The organism is Cupriavidus necator (assembly GCF_013141915.1).
Classification (GTDB): domain Bacteria; phylum Pseudomonadota; class Gammaproteobacteria; order Burkholderiales; family Burkholderiaceae; genus Cupriavidus; species Cupriavidus necator_B.
Genome location: NZ_SROX01000020.1, coordinates 132,077 through 149,384, shown reverse-complemented (window position 1 = coordinate 149,384; position 17,308 = coordinate 132,077). Strand labels below are relative to the sequence as shown.

Genomic DNA, 17,308 nt, shown 5'->3' with positions numbered 1-17,308 from the left:
GAGTCCCGTGCAATACAGGACTCAGCCCTTGCAAGCCTAGTCTTCTCGAACCGTCCAACTTCTGGGGTTCAGTTCACGCCATGCGGGCGTTTCTGCGTTTCGGCCTGGGAGCGCGGACAGCGGCTCAGGGCTTCTTCAGGTAGCTCAGCAGCATGTCCGTGTGCAGTTCGGCGAAGCGCTCGTGCTCCTGCTGCGAAGCCACGTCGCGGCCGATCACGGCGCTGATGGTGTAGCGGTTCGACAGCACGTAGTAGCCGAGCGCGGAGATCGTCAGGTAGAACTGCGGCACGTCGATGTGGTCGCGGAACAGTCCGCGCTGCTGGCCGCGCCGGATCACATCGGCGAGCACGTCGACCACCGGGTTGATCAGCTGCTGCAGCTGCGCCGAATTCTTCAGGTGACGCGCCTCGTGCAGGTTCTCGCTGTTCACGAGGCGGATGAACTCGGGATGCTCGTAGTACCAGTCCCAGACAAAGCGGGCCAGCGCGCGCACCCCCTCGACCGGGTCTTCGTCGACCAGATGCAGCTGTTCTTCGGCGGCACGGAAATTTGCGTATTGCTTCTCAAGCACCGCCAGGAACAGCCCTTCCTTGCTGCCGTAGTAGTAATACAGCATGCGCTCGTTGGTTTCCGCGCGCCGGGCAATCTGGTCGACGCGGGCGCCGGCCAGCCCTCCCTTGGCGAATTCCTCGGTGGCCGCAGCGAGGATGCGTCGGCGCGTCCCTTCCGGGTCGCGTTTGGTCTTGGGCTCTGTTGACATGGGGTGTGGTCGATCGTTGCGCGGATTATTGCACAGGCCGGATTGCGGCAATCCGGCCGCGCGACGCGCATCATCGCCGTTTCTGTCCGCCGGCGAAATCGGGGATAATCCTTGCGGCGCGAAAACCGCAGGGTCCGCAGAGACCCCGGTGCCGCAGGGGTCGCCAGCACATTGTCCGCCCCGAACGGGCCGCCGTTATGTCGCCAACCGCTCACAGCGCCGCGTAAATCTCGTGATCGCGCCGTGCTGGGGCTGATTCTGACCCCGCTCTTGTCCGCTCTTGTCCCCTGAATTGTCGTCCGTTGTCGTGAATCCCGCCGCCAAGTCCCTTGCCGACCGTATCGAGGCGCTGTTGCCGCAGACCCAGTGCACCAAGTGCGGCTTCAACGGATGCCGCCCTTACGCCGAAGCCATGGCCAGCGGCGAGGCCGCCTGCAACCGTTGTCCGCCTGGCGGCGCGCAGGGCATCGTGCGCCTGGCCGCGCTGCTAGGCACCGAACCGCTGCCGCTGGATCCGGAGCGCGGCACCGAGCAGCCACGCGCCGTCGCCCGCATCGACGAGAGCCTGTGCATCGGCTGCACGCTGTGCATCCAGGCCTGCCCCGTGGACGCCATCGCCGGCGCTGCCAAACAGATGCATACCGTGATCCCGGACCTGTGCACCGGTTGCGATCTCTGCGTGGCGCCCTGCCCGGTCGATTGCATCGACATGGTCCCGGTGACGGGCGCGCGTACCGGCTGGGCGGCGTGGTCGCAGGCGCAGGCCGATGCCGCGCACGCCCGCTACCTGGCGCGCAATGCGCGGCTGGCGCGCGAGCGCGAGGAGAACGACGCGCGCCTCGCCGCCAAGGCCGCCGCCAAGCTCGCCGCGGTGCAGGCCGAAGCGCCGCAGACCGATGCCGAGCGCGCCGCGCAGGAACGCAAGCGCGCCATCATCCAGGCCGCGATCGAACGCGCCCGGCAGAAGCAGCAGGCCGCGCAGCCGCGCAATACCGAAAACGTCCCGGCCGCGGTGCAGGCCCAGATCGACGCCGCCGAAGCGCGGCGCGCGCGCCTGGGGCTGACGCCACGGCAGGTCGGTCCCGACACCACTCAGGATCCGGCCACCGACCAGAAACCAGAACAATGAACGCCGCCAAGTGCCGTGCCATCTTTGAGACGCTGCGCGAAGTCAATCCGGCCCCGACCACGGAACTGGAGTACAGCTCGCCGTTCGAGTTGCTGATCGCCGTGCTGCTGTCGGCGCAGGCCACCGACGTCGGCGTGAACAAGGCCACGCGCCGCTTGTTCCCGATTGCGCATACCCCGCAGCAGATGCTGGACCTGGGCGAAGCCGGGCTGAGCGAATACATCAAGACCATCGGCTTGTACAAGACCAAGGCGCGGCATGTGATCGAGGCCTGCCGCATCCTGGTCGAACGCCATGGCGGCAAGGTGCCGGCAGAGCGCGAGGCGCTCGAAGCGCTGCCCGGCGTGGGCCGCAAGACCGCCAACGTGGTGCTCAACACGGCGTTCGGCCAGCCCACCATCGCGGTCGACACGCATATCTTCCGCGTGTCGAACCGCACCGGGCTGGCGCCTGGCAAAAACGTGGATGTCGTCGAGCAGAAGCTGCTCAAGTGCGTGCCGCATGAATTCCTGCACGACGCGCATCACTGGCTGATCCTGCACGGCCGCTACGTGTGCAAGGCGCGCAAGCCGGAATGCTGGCATTGCGCGATCGAACCGCTGTGCGAGTTCAGGGAGAAAACCCCGGCGCCGCAGCTGTAGCCGCTGCCGTTTCGGGCGTCTGCGCCAGCACCATCGCCAGCTGCAGCGCGGTGCGCGCCACCACTTCGACATCGGGCGTGTAGCCGTGCCGGATCCAGCGCACGGCCAAGTGGACCACGCCGCCCGCCACCCCCGCCGTCAGCCACGGATCATGCTCGCGTCCCGGCGGCAGCAGCGCTTGCGCCAGCAGCCCGCCAAACTCGTCCAGCGAGTCGGCCAGCGCGCCGTCGACCAGCTTGCTGACCCCGCGGATCTCTACCAGGAACACGCGCGCCGAGCGCGGTTCGCGCTGCAGCGCGCCGAAATAGGCCCGCAGCATGGCCAGCGCCTGTTGCGGGCCGCCCTTGCCGGCCCCCTCGCCCGCCATCACCAGGGTATGCAGCAACCGGTGCGTCACGGTTTGAAACGAGGCCAGCAGCAAGGCCTCGCTGTTGGCGAATGACTCGTAGAAATAACGTTCGGTCAGGCCCGCGGCCTCGCACACGGCCTTGACGGTGGCGTTCTGGTAACCGCGCTCGCCGTAGACCTGCACGGCCGCGGCGATCAGCTGGGCGCGGCGCTGGGCACGGCGCTCTTCGGCGTCGGCGCCGCGGTAGCGGCGCGCGGGGGTCAGCTCGGGTGTCATGCGCGCCATTATGGCATTCCCTAGGGCGCGAAAACTCGCAGAAAACTTGCCGGATCGCTTCTGACAATCTATGTTGTCAGAAGTGCCATTCGTCCGGATGCCCCCAATGCGCGACGCCATTACCGATGACGCAGTTCTCGATGTCCTGATCGTGGGCGCCGGCCTGTCCGGCATCGGCGCCGCGCGCCAGCTGCAACGGCGCTGCCCGGGCAAGCGCTACGCCATCCTCGAGGCGCGCGAGGCCATCGGCGGCACCTGGGACCTGTTCCGCTACCCGGGCATCCGCTCGGATTCGGACATGTACACGCTGGGCTACCGCTTCAAGCCCTGGCGCGGCGCCAAGGCCATCGCCGACGGGCCGTCGATCCGCGCCTATATCCGCGAGACCGCCGCAGAAGCCGGCATCACGCGCCATATCCGCTTCGGCCACCGGGTGGTCAGCGCGGCGTGGGACAGCGCCGAGGCCTGCTGGACCATTGAAGCCGAGCATGGCGAGCGCAGCCGGCTGCGCCTGCGCGCGCGCCTGCTCTATGTATGCGCCGGCTATTACAGCTATGCCGAGGCCCACCGTCCCGCGTTCGACGGCGAGGACCGTTTCCGCGGCCGCATCGTGCATCCGCAGTTCTGGGACGAAGCGCTGGACTACAGCGGCAAGCGCGTGGTGGTGATCGGCAGCGGCGCCACGGCGGTCACGCTGGTGCCGGCGATGGCCAGCCGCGCGGCGCACGTGACCATGCTGCAGCGCTCGCCCACCTATATCGTGACGCGCCCCGGCGAAGACGCCATGGCCCGCACCCTACGCCGCGTGCTGCCGGAACGGCTGGCCTACACCGTTACGCGCTGGAAGAACGTGCTGCTCGGCATGACCTTCTTCCAGCTGGCGCGGCGCCGGCCGGAACGCGTCAAGGCGCGCCTGGTCGGCATGGCGGCGGCGCAGTTGCCACCGGGCTTCGACGTGGCGACGCATTTCACGCCGCGCTACAAGCCCTGGGACCAGCGCCTGTGCCTGGTGCCCGACGGCGACCTGTTCCGCGCCCTGCGCGAGGGCCGCGCCTCGGTGGTCACCGACACCATCGCGCGCTTCACCGAAGACGGCATCGTGCTCGCCAGCGGCAAGTCGCTGGCCGCGGATATCGTAGTGATGGCCACCGGCCTGAAGCTGAACATGCTGGGCGACATTGCGCTCACGGTGGACGGCCGGCCGCGCCGCCCCGCCGAATGCCTCGCCTACAAGGGCATGATGCTCAGCGAGGTGCCCAACCTGGTGCTGGCCTTCGGCTACACCAACGCCTCGTGGACCCTCAAGGCCGACCTGACGGCCGAGTATGTCTGCCGGCTGCTGCGCCACATGGACCGCCATGGCCACCGCATCGCCGTGCCGCGCGCGCCCGCAGCGATGCAGCCGACCCCTTTCCTGGACTTCACCTCGGGCTATGTGCAGCGCGCCGCCGGCGTGCTGCCGCGGCAAGGCGACCGCAAGCCCTGGCGCGTGCACCAGAACTACCTGAAAGACCTGCTGACCATCCGGCATGGCCGCATCGCCGATGGCGTACTGCAGTTCGGCGCCCCGCCTGCCGCAGCGCCGGCGCCGCGCAACCACCAGGATGCAACCGGCGTCAATACGGCCGTGCCCGCCGGCGAGGCGCAGCCATGACTGCCCTGCTCATCACCCTGGGCGTGCTGATGGCGCTGACCCTGCTGTCCGGCGCCGCGCTGTGGCTGTACACGTGGCGTACCGCGCGGCGCATCGAAGCCGCCATGCCGCCGCTCGGCCGCTTTGTCGACGTGCCGGGCGCGCGGCTGCATGTGGTAGAGCGCGGGCAAGGCCCGGCGCTGCTGCTGGTGCATGGCCTGTCGGGCCAGCTCGAGAACTTCGGCTACGGCATGATTGCGCCGCTGGCCGAGCACTTCCGCGTCATCGCCGTGGACCGCCCCGGCGCCGGCCATTCCACCCGCGCGCCCGGCAGCGCTGCCGACCTGCCCGCGCAGGCCGACGCGCTGGCCGCGCTGTGCGACCAGCTGGGCCTGGAACGGCCGCTGGTGGTGGGCCATTCGCTGGGCGGCGCGATTGCGCTGGCGCTGGCGATCCGCCATCCGGAGCGTGTCGGCGGCCTGGCGCTGATCGCGCCGCTGACCCATCCGCCCAAGGCGATCTCGCCGGTGTTCAGGGCCATGACCGTGCCGCGCGCATGGCAGCGCCGGCTGATGGCCTGGACCCTGGTGGTGCCGATGTCGATCCGGCACCGCGCCGAGGTCATGGACCTCGTGTTCGGCCCCGACCCGGTCCCGGACGATTTCCCGACCCGCGGCGGCGGCTTGCTGGCCTTGCGCCCGCGCCACTTCCTGGCGGCGTCTGAAGACCTGATCGGCGCCGCGCAGAGCTTGCCAGCCCTGCTGCGCGACTACGGCATGTTGCGCGTGCCCGTCAGCGTGCTGTACGGCCGCGACGACCGCATCCTGAACTTTGCCGAGCACGGCGAAGCGCTGGTGGCCAAGGTGCCGGGCGCCACGCTGACCCTGGTCAACGGCGGGCATATGCTGCCGGTGACCGCCATCGCCGCCAGCGTCGACTTCGTGCGCGACGCTGCGGCGCGGATGCAGGTGTCCGCGCCGTGTCCGGCACAGTTTGCCTGATCCCGGGAGACCGCCCATGACCACCACGACGGGTTCCAACCCCTACAAGCAAGACCTCTTCGCCGCGTTCCGCGCCGTGCGCAAGCTGATGGCGAACGGCAACGACACCGAGCAGGTGTTCCGCATCATGCGCGCGCTCAACGGCCCGTCGATGCCGCGCAACTTCAGCCGCCTGCTGGCCACGCACGACGGGCGCCGCATGGTCTACCAGCGCGTCGAACTGGCCGAGCGCCTGTCCGATCCCGCTTACGTGGCCGGGTTCGCGCCGGGCACGGTCGGCGCGGCCTATCGCGCCTTCCTCGAACAGACCGGGTACAGCGCGGACGGACTGGCCAAGGTGTCGAACCTGGACCAGGAACCGGTGCTGGAAGATGCCTACCTGTGGTTCGGCCGGCGCACGCGCGACATCCACGATATCTGGCATGTGCTCACCGGCTACCGGGCCGACGAAAGCCTGGGCGAGGCCGCGCTGGTGGCATTCAGCTACGCGCAGACCGGCGGCAAGGGCTGGGCCTTCATCGCCATCGCGGCGTCGCTGAAGAGCCTGCGCATCACCGGCAGCCTGGCCTTTGCGCGCGCCGTGCTGGAAGGCTACCGGCTGGGCCGCCGCGCCAGCTGGCTGTTGGGCGAGGATTACGAGAAGCTGCTGCACGAACCGATCGACGCGGCGCGCGCACGGCTTGGCATTGGCGAACCGCGCCGCTACCTGGCCTGCAGCCCGATGCAGGCATGGACGGCCTGATTGCCGCGCGTGACGAGTGCCCTAATAAAAAAGCGACCCAGCGGGTCGCTTTTTTTGTTTGCCGGTAGCCAGCGGGTTCAGACAATGCGGCAGGCTTCGTCGAACGACAGTCGCGGACCGCGCGGGAACAGTTTCTCGGCGACGCCATAGCCCAGGTTGCACAGGAAGTTGACCTGCCACTTGCCGTCGGGGAAGAACGCCGCGTTGACCTTGTCGGCATCGAAGCCGCCCATCGGGCCGCAGTCCAGGCCGAGCGCGCGGGCGGCCAGGATGAAATAGCCGCCTTGCAGCGAGCTGTTCATCAGTGCGTCGCGGGCAATCTTTTCGTCGTTGCCGGCATACCACGAGCGGGCGTCGGCGTGCGGGAACAGCTTGGGCAGCTGGTCGTGGAAGGCGGTGTCGAAGGCGATGATGGCGGTCACCGGCGCCGAACGCGTCTTGTCGACGTTGCCGGCCGATACGCAGTCCACCAGGCGCGCCTTCTCGGCGGCGCTCTTGACGAACACGATGCGCGCGGGACTGCTGTTGGCAGCGGTCGGGCCGAACTTCATCGCTTCATAGATCTGGTGCAGCACGGCGTCGTCCACGTGGCGGTCCTGCCACACATTGTGCGTGCGGGCTTCGGTGAACAGCTGCGCCAGCGCGGCGGTATCGATCTGTGACATGCGCGTCCTTTCTGTACGGTAGGTGAAAGAAGGCGCGATTGTACCCAACGGCCGGCTTGCCTCGCGACAGCGCCTTTGAGCAACCTGTTCAATTCCCTTGCATGTCGGCGCGCGCCGGGGCAGGTGCGCCGCCGCGCCGGGTCAGCCACAGCACCCCCGCCAGGATCAGGCCGCCGCCCACGGCCTGCGCCGCGCCGATCTGCTCGCCCAGCAGCCATGCCGCCAGCATCACGGTAACCACCGGCTCCAGCGTCGACAGCATCGACGCCTGCGCCGCGCCCAGGCGCTGCAGCCCGGCAAAGAACGTCAGGATCGCCAGCACCGTGGAAAGCAGCGCGATTCCCGCCAGCGCCAGCCAGCCGCCGGCATCGGCCGGGAACTGCGGCGGCGTGCCCGCGCCGGCGCGCAGCATGCCGACAGTGCCGTAGACCAGCGCCGCCGTGGCGCAGATCACCGTGGTGGTGGCGATCGGGTTGACGCCGGCGGTGACGCGCGCGCCGACGATGATGTAGACGGAATAGATCACCGCCGCCGCCAGCCCCAGCGCGATGCCCAGCGGCGAACCGGCGCCGCCGCCCACCGTCAGCCCTGCACCCACCGAGCACAGCACCAGCGCCACCACCACAGCGGTGGTCAGCCGCTCTTTCAGGAAGATGGCAGCCAGGATCGTCACGAACAGCGGATACAGGTACAGCAGCAGCGCCACCAGGCTCGCTTGCGCATGGTTGAGCGCACTGAAGAAGCAGAACGACTGGCCGACATAGCCGATGCCCCCCATCGCCGCCAGCGCCAGCACGCGGCGCCACGGCGGCAGCGCGATGCCGCGCGCACGCATCACCCACGCCAGCGCCGCGGCCGCCAGCATGAAGCGCACCAGCAGCAGGCCGTACACGTCCGTACCGGCGGCGTAGGCGAAGCGCGCGAAGATTGCCATGGCGCCAAAGGCGCTGGCAGAGACCGCGATCAGCAGCACGCCGGCCAGCTTGTCGCGGGCATCGCTTGGGGCGGTAGGGGCGGAAGCGGGCATCAGGCAGGCAAGGAGTCGGCGATGCCGCATTTTACGCGGCGCCGGCGCAGCTGGCGGGGCAGCGCACCTGGGCCGCCACCCTCGTTTACAATGGCGCCACCATGTTCAATCCCTCAAGAGAAGAAGTCCGCCGGTTCTTCTGCGATGCCTGGCAAAAGCAGATCGCAGGCGGCGTGCTGACCCCGCTGGAAGCCATCGCCGTCGACTGGATCGGCGAGCACCCCGAGTACCACGACCTGCTGCGCGACACCGATGGCGCGCTGGCGCAGGACTACACCCCCGAGCAAGGCCAGACCAATCCCTTCCTGCATCTGGCGATGCATCTGTCGATTTCAGAGCAGGTCTCGGTCGACCAGCCGCGCGGCATCCGCCAGGCCTACGAGGCGCTGGCGCGCCGGCTCGATTCCCCGCATGAAGCCCAGCACCAGGTGATGGAATGCCTGGGCGAAATGCTGTGGCAGGCGCAGCGCAGCGGCCAGCCCCCGGACGGCGACCACTACGTCGATTGCGTCAGGCGCCGCGCCAGCCGCTGAAGGCCCCGCCGTTACGCGCGAAAAGTGCAGCGTACAATTCCTCACAACCCTTGCGGACGTGCGTGGTAGGCTTTGGGCTCCGAGTTTTCCCTAGTCGCGTTGCCATCACCTGGCAATGTCGCGCCTCTTCATGCCCCGTACTGCCCTTTTTCCGCGGCAGCGTCTGGCGCCATCCAGCCGTGCCGTCGCCCCGCTCTGCCTGTCGCTGATGCTGGCCTGGCCACTCGCCGGCCATGCCGGCGTGGCGCTGCTGCAGCCGCCGCGCGTGATCGACGGCAACCAGCCCCTGACGCTGACCCTGGTGGTGTCGGCCGATAACGCCACCCGCCGCTACCGTATTCCCGACACGCTCGAAGTGACCGCCTCCAACGAAATGCAGGCGCCGGTGCGGCTGGTGCTGTGGCGCGAAGTCTCGGGCCCGGCCGTGGTCAACCTGCGCCGTGGCGAGCATCGCGCCATCCGCTACACCGTGACCCTGCCCCCGGTCCTGCGCGGCCAGGTGCGCCTGGATGCCACCGGCATCGACGCCGCGCCGGTGCTGGTCACGCTGAACCGGCTGCCGCAGCCGGGCGAGGCGGCCACGTCGGCGCCGCCGGTCGCCAGCCAGGCACCGGCTGCCGAAAGCGTCGAAGGCGCTCCCGTGCCGGTGACGCCGATCACCACGGCCCAGGCCGCGGCCCCCGCCCCGGCCGACCTGCGCGACAGCGCCAGGCTCTCGTTCCACGACCCGATGTACTTTATCGTCGGCGCGCACGGTGGCGCCAACGCCAAGTTCCAGTTCAGCTTCAAGTACCGCATCTTCGAGGGCGAGGACCCGGCTTCGAAGCGCCTGTTCGACAACCTCTACTTCAGCTATACCCAGTTCTCGTTGTGGGACTTGAGCGAGGAATCGGCGCCGTTCCGCGACACCAACTACCGGCCGAGCCTGTTCTACTACCTGTCGGACACGGGGGTGCGCAACAACGTCATCAGCCGGCTGTCGCTGGCCGCCGGCCTGGAACATGAATCCAACGGCCGCAGCGGCGAGGAGTCGCGCAGCATCAATACGGTCTTCGTCAAGCCGACTTTCTATTTCGGCGACCAGAACGACTGGCACTGGCGCGTCGCACCCAAGCTCTATGCCTATGTGGAAAAGGCCGACAACCCGGATATCGCTCATTACCGCGGCTTCATGGACCTCGGCATCGCCTACGGGCGGCCGGACTCATGGGAGTTCTCGGCAACGCTGCGCAAGGGCACGCGCAAGTGGTACGGCAGCGTCGACGCGCAGCTGACCTATCCGATGGCGCGGCTGATCCCGGGCACGGCCGGGTATCTGATGGCGGGGTACTTCGTCGGCTACGGCGAGAGCCTGCTCGACTACAACCACAAGCTGCCGTGGCAGTTCCGCATCGGCTACTCGCTGTCGCGCTGAAGCCGGGATTGCGCTAGCCGGCCAGCGGCTTGCCGCTGGCCTTCAGCCGTGCATTGGCCACGGCCGCGGCAAACTGCCCGTGGCCGTGCCAGCCGGTAGCCCGGCCCAGCTTCTTGCCGTTCTGGAAAAACATGAACACCGGGATGCCGTGCAGCCCGAAGCGCCGCCCCAGCGCCGGATGCGCATAGACGTTGGCGTGCAGCCAGTGCAGCTCCAGCGCGCGCAGGGGACCAGGATTGGCGAGCATGGCCTGCTTGGCCATTTCGCAATTGAAGCAGTCCACGCCCCAGAAAAACACGCACACCAGGGCGTCGCCGGCCGCGGCAATGGCGGCATCGATGGTGGCGTCGTCGACCTCGCGCATCCCAAACGCGTCAAAGGCGCGCTGGTCGAGATGCGGGGCCGCGGACGGGTCCGGCGCGCCGGCTTGCGGTTCGGTGCTCATGGTTCGCTCCCAATGACGAACGCCCGGGCCGGCAGGCACCGGGCCCCAGGCCGGGACGGCACGGCGCCCCGCCCGGCTGGAACCGGCGGCGCTTACTTCGGCGCCGCCACCGTGACCAGCGCCGGTCGCAGCACGCGGTCGGCGATGGTGTAGCCGCGCTGGAGCACGGTCACCACGGTGTTGGGCTCCTGCTCCGCCGGCACCATCGAGATGGCCTGGTGTCGGTGCGGGTCGAACTTTTCGCCCACCGGATTGAGCTCGACGATCTTGCCGCGCTCGAAGGCGGTGGCCAGCTGACGCGCGGTCAGTTCCACGCCTTCGCGCAGCTTGGCGATATCGCCGGAGCCATCGGCCAGCGCGGCCTGCAGGCTGTCCATCACCGGCAGCAGGTTGTCGGCGAAGTTCTCGATGGCGAATTTGTGCGCCTTGGCGACATCTTCCTGCGCCCGGCGGCGGATGTTCTCGCCTTCGGCTACCGCGCGCATGTACATGTCGTAGTGCTCGCTCGCCTTGGCTTCCAGCGCGGCCAATCGGGCCGCCACATCGTCCACTTCGGCAGTTCCCGGCGCGCCGGTCTCCGGGCTGGCGGTAGCGGCGCTGGCCGCCTCATCGCCCGCAGGCGTCGCAGTCTGGTTGGATGGCGTCTGCTTCTGGTCTTCCATGTCGATCCGTATCAATGCAGTGTCGCGGCCCGCCGTGGGCCCGGCCGCGGGTGGTAAATCGGCGTGTGTCCGATAGAGGTGGTGGCACGTCGCCGCTTTTCAAGAGTGGCGCCGGCGCGACGCCGAAACACACGGTTACAAAGCGCAGCCCCATGCAATCGACGCCTTATTGCTTTGCGTCATCGCGCTCACTAAGATTCTTAGTAAGAAAAATGACAAAAATGTCGAGGGCGCAGGAGATGGTTCATTCTTGTGCTACTTCCGGAAGGTTGGCCATGCATAAGCTCCCAGTCGTGACGCTGTGCTTCGTGGCCGCGCTGGCGGTCATGACCGTCTTTATCTGCCTGTCCGGCGCCTTCACCCCGCGCGATACGGAGTATGGCAGCGGCAAGGCGGTGTTCAAGCACTACATCGTTCCCTTCGTCAGCCCGGACGTCACGCAGGAATAAGCGCGGCTGACCCGCTCACCTTGCTGTCCGTTGCGCGGCGGAACCGGAAACGGTGCCGCCGCGCTGCCATGTCAGCCCTTGAAGTCATCGATGCGGCGGCGGTCGCGCTTGGTCGGGCGCCCCTGGATCTGGGCCGACGGCTCCGGCTGCAGGCGCCGGCGCTCGGCGTCGGCGACCCGGCGCGACTGGCTCTCGGCACTTTCCTGATACAGCGTCTGCGCTACCGGCGCCGGCCCACGCGCCGGGGCGATGCCTTTCACTTCGAGTTCCCAGCGCTGCTGGTGTGCTTCCAGCGCAACCTTGTCACCGGGCTTCACCTCGCGCGAGTTCTTGCACGGCTGGCCGTTGACCGTCACCTTGCCGCGCTCCACCGCTTCGGCCGCCAGCGAGCGCGTCTTGAAGAAGCGCGCGCACCACAGCCACTTGTCGATGCGCTGGCGCGCATCCGCGTCAAAATCCACGTTCATGCGGCCGCCCCCCGCGCCTGCGCACGCGTGCGCCGCGCCTCCAGTTCATGCGGATGCGGCGTGGCGAGCGGCCAGCCCTGCAGGTGCTGCAGCGCGATCTCCGCCATGGCCGCGACCCACGGCGCGGCATCGTTCATGCATGGAATGAAGTGAAATTCCTTGCCGCCCGCGACCTTGAATTCAGTCTGGCCTTCCATGGCGATTTCTTCCAGCGTTTCGATGCAGTCCGCCGGGAAGCCCGGACAGAATACGTCCACCCGCCCGGCGCCGACCTTGCCCAGCTCCGCCAGCGTCGGCGCCGTGTAGGGCTGCAGCCATTCGGCCTTGCCGAAGCGGGACTGGAACGTCACCTGATATTGCCCGGCTTGCAGGCCCAGCGCCTCGCCCAGCAAGCGCCCGGTCTTCAGGCATTCGCAGTGGTAAGGATCGCCCAGCTCCAGCGTGCGCCGCGGCACGCCGTGGAATGACAGGATCAGCTTGTCGCCCTGGCTGAAATCCGGCATGCCGTGCCGGCCCCAGTAAGCGCTGACCTGCTGCTGCAACGCCGAGATATACGCCGGATGGTCATGGAAATGCTTGACCAGGCGCAGCTCGGGCTGGTTGCGCCACTGGCCCAGCACCCGGAACACTTCGTCGAAGGCGGTGGCCGTGGTGGTGCCCGAGTACTGCGGATACATCGGCAGCACCAAAACCTGCTCGCAGCCCTGGCGGCGCAACGCTTCCATCACCGATGGGATCGATGGGTTGCCGTAGCGCATCGCGCACGCCACCGTCACTTCATGGCCGTTCTGGTGCAGCAGCCGCTGCAGCGCGTGGGCCTGCCGCTCGCTGTAGACCAGCAGCGGCGAGCCCGTCATATGGGCCTCGCGCAGCCAGATCGATTCGTACTTGAGCGCCGATGCGCGCGAACGCAGCGGCAGGATCACCCCGTACAGCAGCGGCAGCCACGCCGCGCGCGGGATTTCCACCACGCGCGGGTCGGACAGGAATTCCTTCAGGTAGCGCCCCACTGCCTTGGGCGTGGGGGCGTCGGGGGTGCCCAGGTTGACCAGCAAGATCGCCGTGCGCGGCGCATGGCCGTGCTGGTAGGCCGGTTCGGGAGAAAACGTCATGTGGCTTCCGGGTAGGCACGATGCCTGGATGGCGCGGGCGCGGCGCACCGGCGCCGGCCATGCTCGCTGCGGATTAAGCCGCTGGCCAGACCTGCGCGCCGGACCACTAGTTCTGGCTCAGCGCGCTGGAGAGCAGCCGCGCGGTGATGTCGACGATCGGGATCACGCGTTCATAGGCCATGCGGGTGGGCCCGATCACGCCCAGCGTGCCGACGATCTGCCCGTCGACCTCATACGGCGCGGTGATGACCGCCATGTCTTCGATCGGCACCAGCCGGCTTTCGCCGCCGATAAAGATCTGCACGCCTTGCGCATGGCTGGACACGTCCAGCAACTGCAGCAGGCTGGTCTTGTGCTCGAACACGTCGAACAGGCGCCGCAGCTTGTCCATGCTCGAGGCCAGGTCGTCGACTTCGAGCAGCTTGCGCTCGCCGCTGATGTAGACGTGGTCGTCGTCCTCGTCCTCGGCGGTGCTGCCGGCCTCGACCGCGGCCTGCATCAGCTGCGACATGTCGCGACGCAGGTCCTGCAGCTCCAGCCGCAGGTGGCTGCGCACGGTGTCGAAGCTCATGCCGGCATAGTGCGAGTTGAAGAAATTGGCCGCCTCGATCAGCTGGGCCGGCGTGTACGGCAGTTCGGTCTGGATGATGCGGTTCTGCACGTCGCCCTCGGGGCTGACGATGATCAGCAGGATGCGCTTCTCGGACAGCCGCATGAATTCGATCTGCCGGAACGCCTGCGCGCGGCGCGGCGTCATCACCACGCCGGCAAAGTGCGACAGGTTGGACAGCGTGCGCGCGGCCGCCGTGATCATGCGCTGCGGCCCCAGTTGCTGGCCACCCAGCTGGTCCTGGATCTGGCCGGTCAGCTCGGCCAGGTCGGCGTTGCGCTCCAGCGGCTTGGCGGTCAGCATCGAATCGACGAACAGCCGGTAGCCGCGCGGCGTCGGGATCCGGCCGGCCGACGTGTGCGGGCTGGAGATAAATCCCATTTCCTCCAGATCGGACATCACATTGCGGATCGTCGCCGGCGACAGGTCCAGCCCCGAGTACTTCGACAGGGTGCGGGAGCCGACCGGCTGACCTTCGGCAATGTAGCGCTCGATCAGGGTCTTGAGCAGCGTTTTGGAGCGTTCATCCATGATGCCCCGATTTTACGCAAGTTTTGGACCTTCTGGCGGCCGGGCCGGAAGGGCCGCCGGCGCCTGCTGACAACCGTCGCGGCGGTATGGTCTAATCCCGGCATGTCCGCCCCACCCAAAGCCAGCGCCGTGCGCACTCCATTCAAGACCGTCGCCCTGGTGGGCCGGTACTCCACCGCCGGCATCGAAGGGCCCCTGGAGGAGATCGCCTCCTACATCCTGCGCAACGGCCAGGACGTGGTGTTCGAGCGCGAGACCGCGCTGGCCACCGGGCTGACCTCCTACCCCGCCCTGTCGGCCGAAGAGATCGGCCGCGAGGCCGACGTGGCCGTGGTGCTGGGCGGCGACGGCACGCTGCTGGGCCTTGCCCGCCAGCTCGCCGGGCACGACGTGCCCCTGATCGGCGTGAACCACGGGCGGCTCGGCTTCATGACCGATATTGCGCTGGAAGACGCGCACACGGTGCTGCCCGACATGCTGGACGGCCGCTACGAGTCAGAGACCCGGCTGCTGCTGGCGTCGCGGGTGGTGCGCGACGACATGGACATCTTCGCCGCGCTGGCCCTGAACGATGTGGTGGTGAACCGCTCCGGCATCTCCGGCATGGTCGAACTGGCGGTTTCCGTGGACGGCCACTTCATGTACAACCAGCGCTCCGACGGGCTGATCGTGTCGACCGCCACCGGCTCGACCGCCTACGCGCTGTCGGCCGGCGGCCCGATCCTGCATCCCACGCTGTCGGGTGTGGTGCTGGTGCCGATTGCCCCCCACGCGCTGTCCAACCGGCCGATCGTGCTGCCGCACGACGCCGAGGTCACCATCGAGGTGGCCAGCGCGCGCGATGCCAGCGTCAACTTCGACATGCAGTCGCTGACCTCGCTGCTGCCAGGCGACCGCATCGTGGTGCGGCGCTCGGAAAAGACCATCAACCTGCTGCACCCGGTGGGCTACAACTACTACGCCACGCTGCGCAAGAAATTGCACTGGCACGAATACCCGTCCGAAGACAACCGCCTCTGAGCGCCATCCAGCCGCCCCTCAGCCCGAGCCCGAACTTCATCGGACCGACTACCCTTCCCGCCACGATGCTGCGCAGCCTGTCCATCCGTGATTTCGTCATCGTCGACACGCTCGACCTGGACTTCACCACCGGCTTTACCGTCTTCACCGGCGAGACCGGCGCCGGCAAATCGATCCTGATCGACGCCCTGGCACTGGTGCTGGGCGAACGCGCCGATGCCGGCGTGGTCCGCGAAGGCGCGCCGCGCGCCAGCGTCAGCGCCATCTTCTCGACCCATCCGGCGCTGGATGCGTGGCTGGCCGAACGCGAACTCAACAGCGAAGACGACGGCGGCGTCCCGACCGTGCTGCTGCGCCGTACCGTCGATGCCGGCGGCCGCAGCAAGGCCTTTATCAATGGCGCGGCCGCAACGCTGGCGCAACTGCGCGAAGTGGGCGACCAGCTGGTCGACATCCATGGCCAGCATGCGCACCAGCAGCTGCTGCGCCCCGATGCGCAGCGGCTGCTGTTCGATGCCCACGCCGGGCTGGCGCAGCAGGCCGCTGCCGTGGCCGAGGCCTGGCGCGCATGGCGCGCCTGCGTGCGCCAGCGCGAAGCGGTGGAGCACCAGTCGCGCGAGATGCAGCTGGAACGCGAACGTCTCGAATGGCAGGTCGGCGAGCTGGACAAGCTTAACCCGCAGCCAGGCGAATGGGACGAGATCCAGTCGGAGTACAACCGGCTCTCGCACGCCGCCGGCCTGATCGACGGCAGCCGCGCCGCGCTCGACGCGCTGTCCGAGGCCGACGGTTCGGTGCTGTCTGCGCTCAATGGCATCGTGCACAGGGTGCAGCAGCTGGCCGATGTCGATCCCGCGCTGCGCGACGTGCTGGCCGCGCTCGAGCCAGCGCAGCTGCAGGCCGAGGAAGCCGCGCATTCGCTGACGCGCTATGTCGACCGGCTCGAACTCGACCCCGAGCGGCTGCAGGTGGTGGAAGAGCGCATGCAGGCGCTGCACGCCACCGCGCGCAAGTACCGGCTGCCGCCCGAGCAATTGCCCGATGAACTGGTCGCGCGCCGCCAGCAGCTCGACGACCTGCAGGCCGCGCAGGACCTGAACAAGGTGATGGCGCGCGAGGCCGCGGCCAAGGCCGCCTACCTGACGTTGGCGCAGCACCTCAGCCAGGCCCGCGCTATCGCCGCGCAGGCACTGTCCGGCGCGGTCACCGACGCCATGCAGGGCTTGTCGATGGCAGGCGGCAGCTTTGTCGCGGCACTCAATCCGCTCGACCAAGGCCAGAGCTACGGCCTCGAGCAGGTCGAGTTCCTGGTGGCCGGCCACGCCGGCGTCAGCGCGCGGCCGCTGGCCCGGGTGGCCTCCGGTGGCGAACTGGCGCGCATCAGCCTGGCGATCTCGGTGATCACCAGCGAAGCCTCGCCGACGCCCACGCTGATCTTCGACGAAGTCGATACCGGCATCGGCGGTGCGGTGGCCGAGGTGGTCGGCCGGCGCCTGCAGGAACTGGGCCGCGCGCGCCAGGTGCTGTGCGTGACCCACCTGCCGCAGGTGGCGGCGCAGGCCGGCACGCACCTGCTGGTCAGCAAGGAAACCACGGCCGAGGCCGAAGCTTCGGTCACGCGCTCGCGCATCCGCGTGCTGGACCCGGCCGGGCGCGTGGTCGAGACCGCGCGCATGCTGGGCGGCGCCACTGTCACCGCCACCACGCTGCAACATGCGCAGGAGATGCTGGCGCAGGGCATGGCCGACAGCGGCACCAGCCAGCGCGCGGGCAAGGACGGCAAACGCGGCCGCCGCGCCGCGGTTGGCTGAGCGGCGCGACCGATTGCAACCCTTTGCGCCC

General features: G+C 68.5%; 19 protein-coding genes. 10 read left to right on the top strand and 9 right to left on the bottom strand.

What is annotated here, in order from left to right:
- Nucleotides 1-124: 124 nt before the first annotated feature.
- Entirely contained in the window at nucleotides 125-760 is a 636-nt protein-coding gene (locus tag E5S69_RS27520; RefSeq protein ID WP_171517621.1) for a TetR family transcriptional regulator, read from the bottom strand.
- Nucleotides 761-1,067: 307 nt separating this feature from the next.
- Here E5S69_RS27520 and rsxB point away from each other — a divergent pair, with 307 nt between their 5' ends.
- Both rsxB and nth read left to right on the top strand, forming a co-directional pair.
- The gene (gene rsxB, locus E5S69_RS27515) at nucleotides 1,068-1,889 is read left to right on the top strand and encodes an electron transport complex subunit RsxB (protein WP_171517620.1); all 822 of its coding nucleotides are present in this window, start codon (nucleotides 1,068-1,070) and stop codon (nucleotides 1,887-1,889) included.
- A complete protein-coding gene (gene nth, locus E5S69_RS27510) occupies nucleotides 1,886-2,530 on the top strand; it encodes an endonuclease III (RefSeq protein WP_171517619.1) in 645 nt (214 codons plus the stop codon). The genes rsxB and nth overlap by 4 nt, the downstream gene beginning before the upstream one ends.
- Here nth and E5S69_RS27505 read toward each other — a convergent pair.
- Nucleotides 2,499-3,164: a TetR/AcrR family transcriptional regulator gene (locus tag E5S69_RS27505; protein ID WP_171517618.1), complete on the bottom strand. Its 666-nt coding sequence runs from the start codon at nucleotides 3,162-3,164 to the stop codon at nucleotides 2,499-2,501. The genes nth and E5S69_RS27505 overlap by 32 nt on opposite strands.
- A 97-nt stretch (nucleotides 3,165-3,261) precedes the next feature.
- On the opposite strand from E5S69_RS27505, the gene E5S69_RS27500 reads away from it, so the two are divergent.
- The 3 genes from E5S69_RS27500 to E5S69_RS27490 are packed head-to-tail and all read left to right on the top strand — an operon-like array spanning nucleotide 3,262 to nucleotide 6,531.
- Nucleotides 3,262-4,809, top strand: a complete 1,548-nt coding sequence (locus E5S69_RS27500) for a flavin-containing monooxygenase (RefSeq protein ID WP_171517617.1) — start codon at nucleotides 3,262-3,264, stop codon at nucleotides 4,807-4,809.
- On the top strand, nucleotides 4,806-5,789 hold the full coding sequence (locus tag E5S69_RS27495) for an alpha/beta fold hydrolase (RefSeq protein ID WP_171517616.1): 984 nt from the start codon (nucleotides 4,806-4,808) through the stop codon (nucleotides 5,787-5,789). The genes E5S69_RS27500 and E5S69_RS27495 overlap by 4 nt, the downstream gene beginning before the upstream one ends.
- 16 nt (nucleotides 5,790-5,805) lie before the next feature.
- The gene (locus E5S69_RS27490) at nucleotides 5,806-6,531 is read left to right on the top strand and encodes a Coq4 family protein (protein WP_171517615.1); all 726 of its coding nucleotides are present in this window, start codon (nucleotides 5,806-5,808) and stop codon (nucleotides 6,529-6,531) included.
- Nucleotides 6,532-6,608: 77 nt separating this feature from the next.
- Here E5S69_RS27490 and E5S69_RS27485 read toward each other — a convergent pair whose 3' ends face one another.
- Nucleotides 6,609-7,196, bottom strand: coding sequence for a malonic semialdehyde reductase (locus tag E5S69_RS27485; RefSeq protein ID WP_171517614.1), 588 nt, complete (start codon nucleotides 7,194-7,196; stop codon nucleotides 6,609-6,611).
- A gap of 88 nt (nucleotides 7,197-7,284) precedes the next feature.
- Nucleotides 7,285-8,223 carry a DMT family transporter gene (locus E5S69_RS27480; protein ID WP_171517613.1) on the bottom strand — a complete coding sequence of 313 codons (939 nt, stop codon included), beginning with the start codon at nucleotides 8,221-8,223 and terminating at the stop codon, nucleotides 7,285-7,287.
- A gap of 101 nt (nucleotides 8,224-8,324) precedes the next feature.
- Here E5S69_RS27480 and E5S69_RS27475 point away from each other — a divergent pair, with 101 nt between their 5' ends.
- Together E5S69_RS27475 and E5S69_RS27470 are read left to right on the top strand one after the other, a co-directional pair.
- A complete protein-coding gene (locus tag E5S69_RS27475; RefSeq protein WP_171517612.1) occupies nucleotides 8,325-8,756 on the top strand; it encodes a DUF1841 family protein in 432 nt (143 codons plus the stop codon).
- Between the two features lie 130 nt (nucleotides 8,757-8,886).
- Nucleotides 8,887-10,170 (top strand): phospholipase A, encoded by a 1,284-nt coding sequence (locus tag E5S69_RS27470; protein WP_171517611.1) that lies wholly within the window; start codon nucleotides 8,887-8,889, stop codon nucleotides 10,168-10,170.
- A 13-nt stretch (nucleotides 10,171-10,183) separates the two neighbouring features.
- Here E5S69_RS27470 and E5S69_RS27465 read toward each other — a convergent pair whose 3' ends face one another.
- Both E5S69_RS27465 and grpE read right to left on the bottom strand, forming a co-directional pair.
- Nucleotides 10,184-10,615, bottom strand: a complete 432-nt coding sequence (locus tag E5S69_RS27465) for a thioredoxin family protein (RefSeq protein ID WP_171517610.1) — start codon at nucleotides 10,613-10,615, stop codon at nucleotides 10,184-10,186.
- Between the two features lie 92 nt (nucleotides 10,616-10,707).
- Nucleotides 10,708-11,277 carry a nucleotide exchange factor GrpE gene (gene grpE / locus E5S69_RS27460; RefSeq protein ID WP_171517609.1) on the bottom strand — a complete coding sequence of 190 codons (570 nt, stop codon included), beginning with the start codon at nucleotides 11,275-11,277 and terminating at the stop codon, nucleotides 10,708-10,710.
- A 275-nt stretch (nucleotides 11,278-11,552) separates the two neighbouring features.
- Between grpE and E5S69_RS27455 the strand changes: the two genes are divergently transcribed.
- Nucleotides 11,553-11,726 carry a hypothetical protein gene (locus E5S69_RS27455; protein ID WP_171517608.1) on the top strand — a complete coding sequence of 58 codons (174 nt, stop codon included), beginning with the start codon at nucleotides 11,553-11,555 and terminating at the stop codon, nucleotides 11,724-11,726.
- A gap of 71 nt (nucleotides 11,727-11,797) precedes the next feature.
- Here E5S69_RS27455 and E5S69_RS27450 read toward each other — a convergent pair whose 3' ends face one another.
- From E5S69_RS27450 to hrcA, 3 genes are all read right to left on the bottom strand, one after another.
- Nucleotides 11,798-12,193: an RNA-binding S4 domain-containing protein gene (locus E5S69_RS27450; protein ID WP_171517607.1), complete on the bottom strand. Its 396-nt coding sequence runs from the start codon at nucleotides 12,191-12,193 to the stop codon at nucleotides 11,798-11,800.
- Nucleotides 12,190-13,305 (bottom strand): ferrochelatase, encoded by a 1,116-nt coding sequence (hemH, locus tag E5S69_RS27445; protein ID WP_171517606.1) that lies wholly within the window; start codon nucleotides 13,303-13,305, stop codon nucleotides 12,190-12,192. Before hemH ends, E5S69_RS27450 begins: the two co-directional genes overlap by 4 nt.
- Before the next feature lie 106 nt (nucleotides 13,306-13,411).
- Nucleotides 13,412-14,446, bottom strand: a complete 1,035-nt coding sequence (gene hrcA, locus E5S69_RS27440; protein ID WP_171517605.1) for a heat-inducible transcriptional repressor HrcA — start codon at nucleotides 14,444-14,446, stop codon at nucleotides 13,412-13,414.
- A gap of 102 nt (nucleotides 14,447-14,548) precedes the next feature.
- Here hrcA and E5S69_RS27435 point away from each other — a divergent pair, with 102 nt between their 5' ends.
- Both E5S69_RS27435 and recN read left to right on the top strand, forming a co-directional pair.
- Nucleotides 14,549-15,466 carry an NAD kinase gene (locus E5S69_RS27435; protein ID WP_171517604.1) on the top strand — a complete coding sequence of 306 codons (918 nt, stop codon included), beginning with the start codon at nucleotides 14,549-14,551 and terminating at the stop codon, nucleotides 15,464-15,466.
- A 65-nt stretch (nucleotides 15,467-15,531) separates the two neighbouring features.
- On the top strand, nucleotides 15,532-17,277 hold the full coding sequence (gene recN, locus E5S69_RS27430) for a DNA repair protein RecN (protein WP_171517603.1): 1,746 nt from the start codon (nucleotides 15,532-15,534) through the stop codon (nucleotides 17,275-17,277).
- Nucleotides 17,278-17,308: the final 31 nt, after the last annotated feature.

Bases quoted from the DNA above. Each gene is read 5' to 3' on its own strand.
- E5S69_RS27485 (WP_171517614.1), bottom strand. From the start codon at position 7,196: ATGTCACAGATCGATACCGCCGCGCTGGCGCAGCTGTTCACCGAAGCC.
- recN (WP_171517603.1), top strand. From the start codon at position 15,532: ATGCTGCGCAGCCTGTCCATCCGTGATTTCGTCATCGTCGACACGCTC.
- E5S69_RS27520 (WP_171517621.1), bottom strand. From the start codon at position 760: ATGTCAACAGAGCCCAAGACCAAACGCGACCCGGAAGGGACGCGCCGA.
- E5S69_RS27490 (WP_171517615.1), top strand. From the start codon at position 5,806: ATGACCACCACGACGGGTTCCAACCCCTACAAGCAAGACCTCTTCGCC.
- grpE (WP_171517609.1), bottom strand. From the start codon at position 11,277: ATGGAAGACCAGAAGCAGACGCCATCCAACCAGACTGCGACGCCTGCG.
- E5S69_RS27480 (WP_171517613.1), bottom strand. From the start codon at position 8,223: ATGCCCGCTTCCGCCCCTACCGCCCCAAGCGATGCCCGCGACAAGCTG.
- E5S69_RS27470 (WP_171517611.1), top strand. From the start codon at position 8,887: ATGCCCCGTACTGCCCTTTTTCCGCGGCAGCGTCTGGCGCCATCCAGC.
- E5S69_RS27455 (WP_171517608.1), top strand. From the start codon at position 11,553: ATGCATAAGCTCCCAGTCGTGACGCTGTGCTTCGTGGCCGCGCTGGCG.
- E5S69_RS27505 (WP_171517618.1), bottom strand. From the start codon at position 3,164: ATGGCGCGCATGACACCCGAGCTGACCCCCGCGCGCCGCTACCGCGGC.
- E5S69_RS27500 (WP_171517617.1), top strand. From the start codon at position 3,262: ATGCGCGACGCCATTACCGATGACGCAGTTCTCGATGTCCTGATCGTG.
- E5S69_RS27465 (WP_171517610.1), bottom strand. From the start codon at position 10,615: ATGAGCACCGAACCGCAAGCCGGCGCGCCGGACCCGTCCGCGGCCCCG.
- hrcA (WP_171517605.1), bottom strand. From the start codon at position 14,446: ATGGATGAACGCTCCAAAACGCTGCTCAAGACCCTGATCGAGCGCTAC.
- E5S69_RS27450 (WP_171517607.1), bottom strand. From the start codon at position 12,193: ATGAACGTGGATTTTGACGCGGATGCGCGCCAGCGCATCGACAAGTGG.
- E5S69_RS27435 (WP_171517604.1), top strand. From the start codon at position 14,549: ATGTCCGCCCCACCCAAAGCCAGCGCCGTGCGCACTCCATTCAAGACC.
- E5S69_RS27475 (WP_171517612.1), top strand. From the start codon at position 8,325: ATGTTCAATCCCTCAAGAGAAGAAGTCCGCCGGTTCTTCTGCGATGCC.
- E5S69_RS27495 (WP_171517616.1), top strand. From the start codon at position 4,806: ATGACTGCCCTGCTCATCACCCTGGGCGTGCTGATGGCGCTGACCCTG.
- hemH (WP_171517606.1), bottom strand. From the start codon at position 13,305: ATGACGTTTTCTCCCGAACCGGCCTACCAGCACGGCCATGCGCCGCGC.
- nth (WP_171517619.1), top strand. From the start codon at position 1,886: ATGAACGCCGCCAAGTGCCGTGCCATCTTTGAGACGCTGCGCGAAGTC.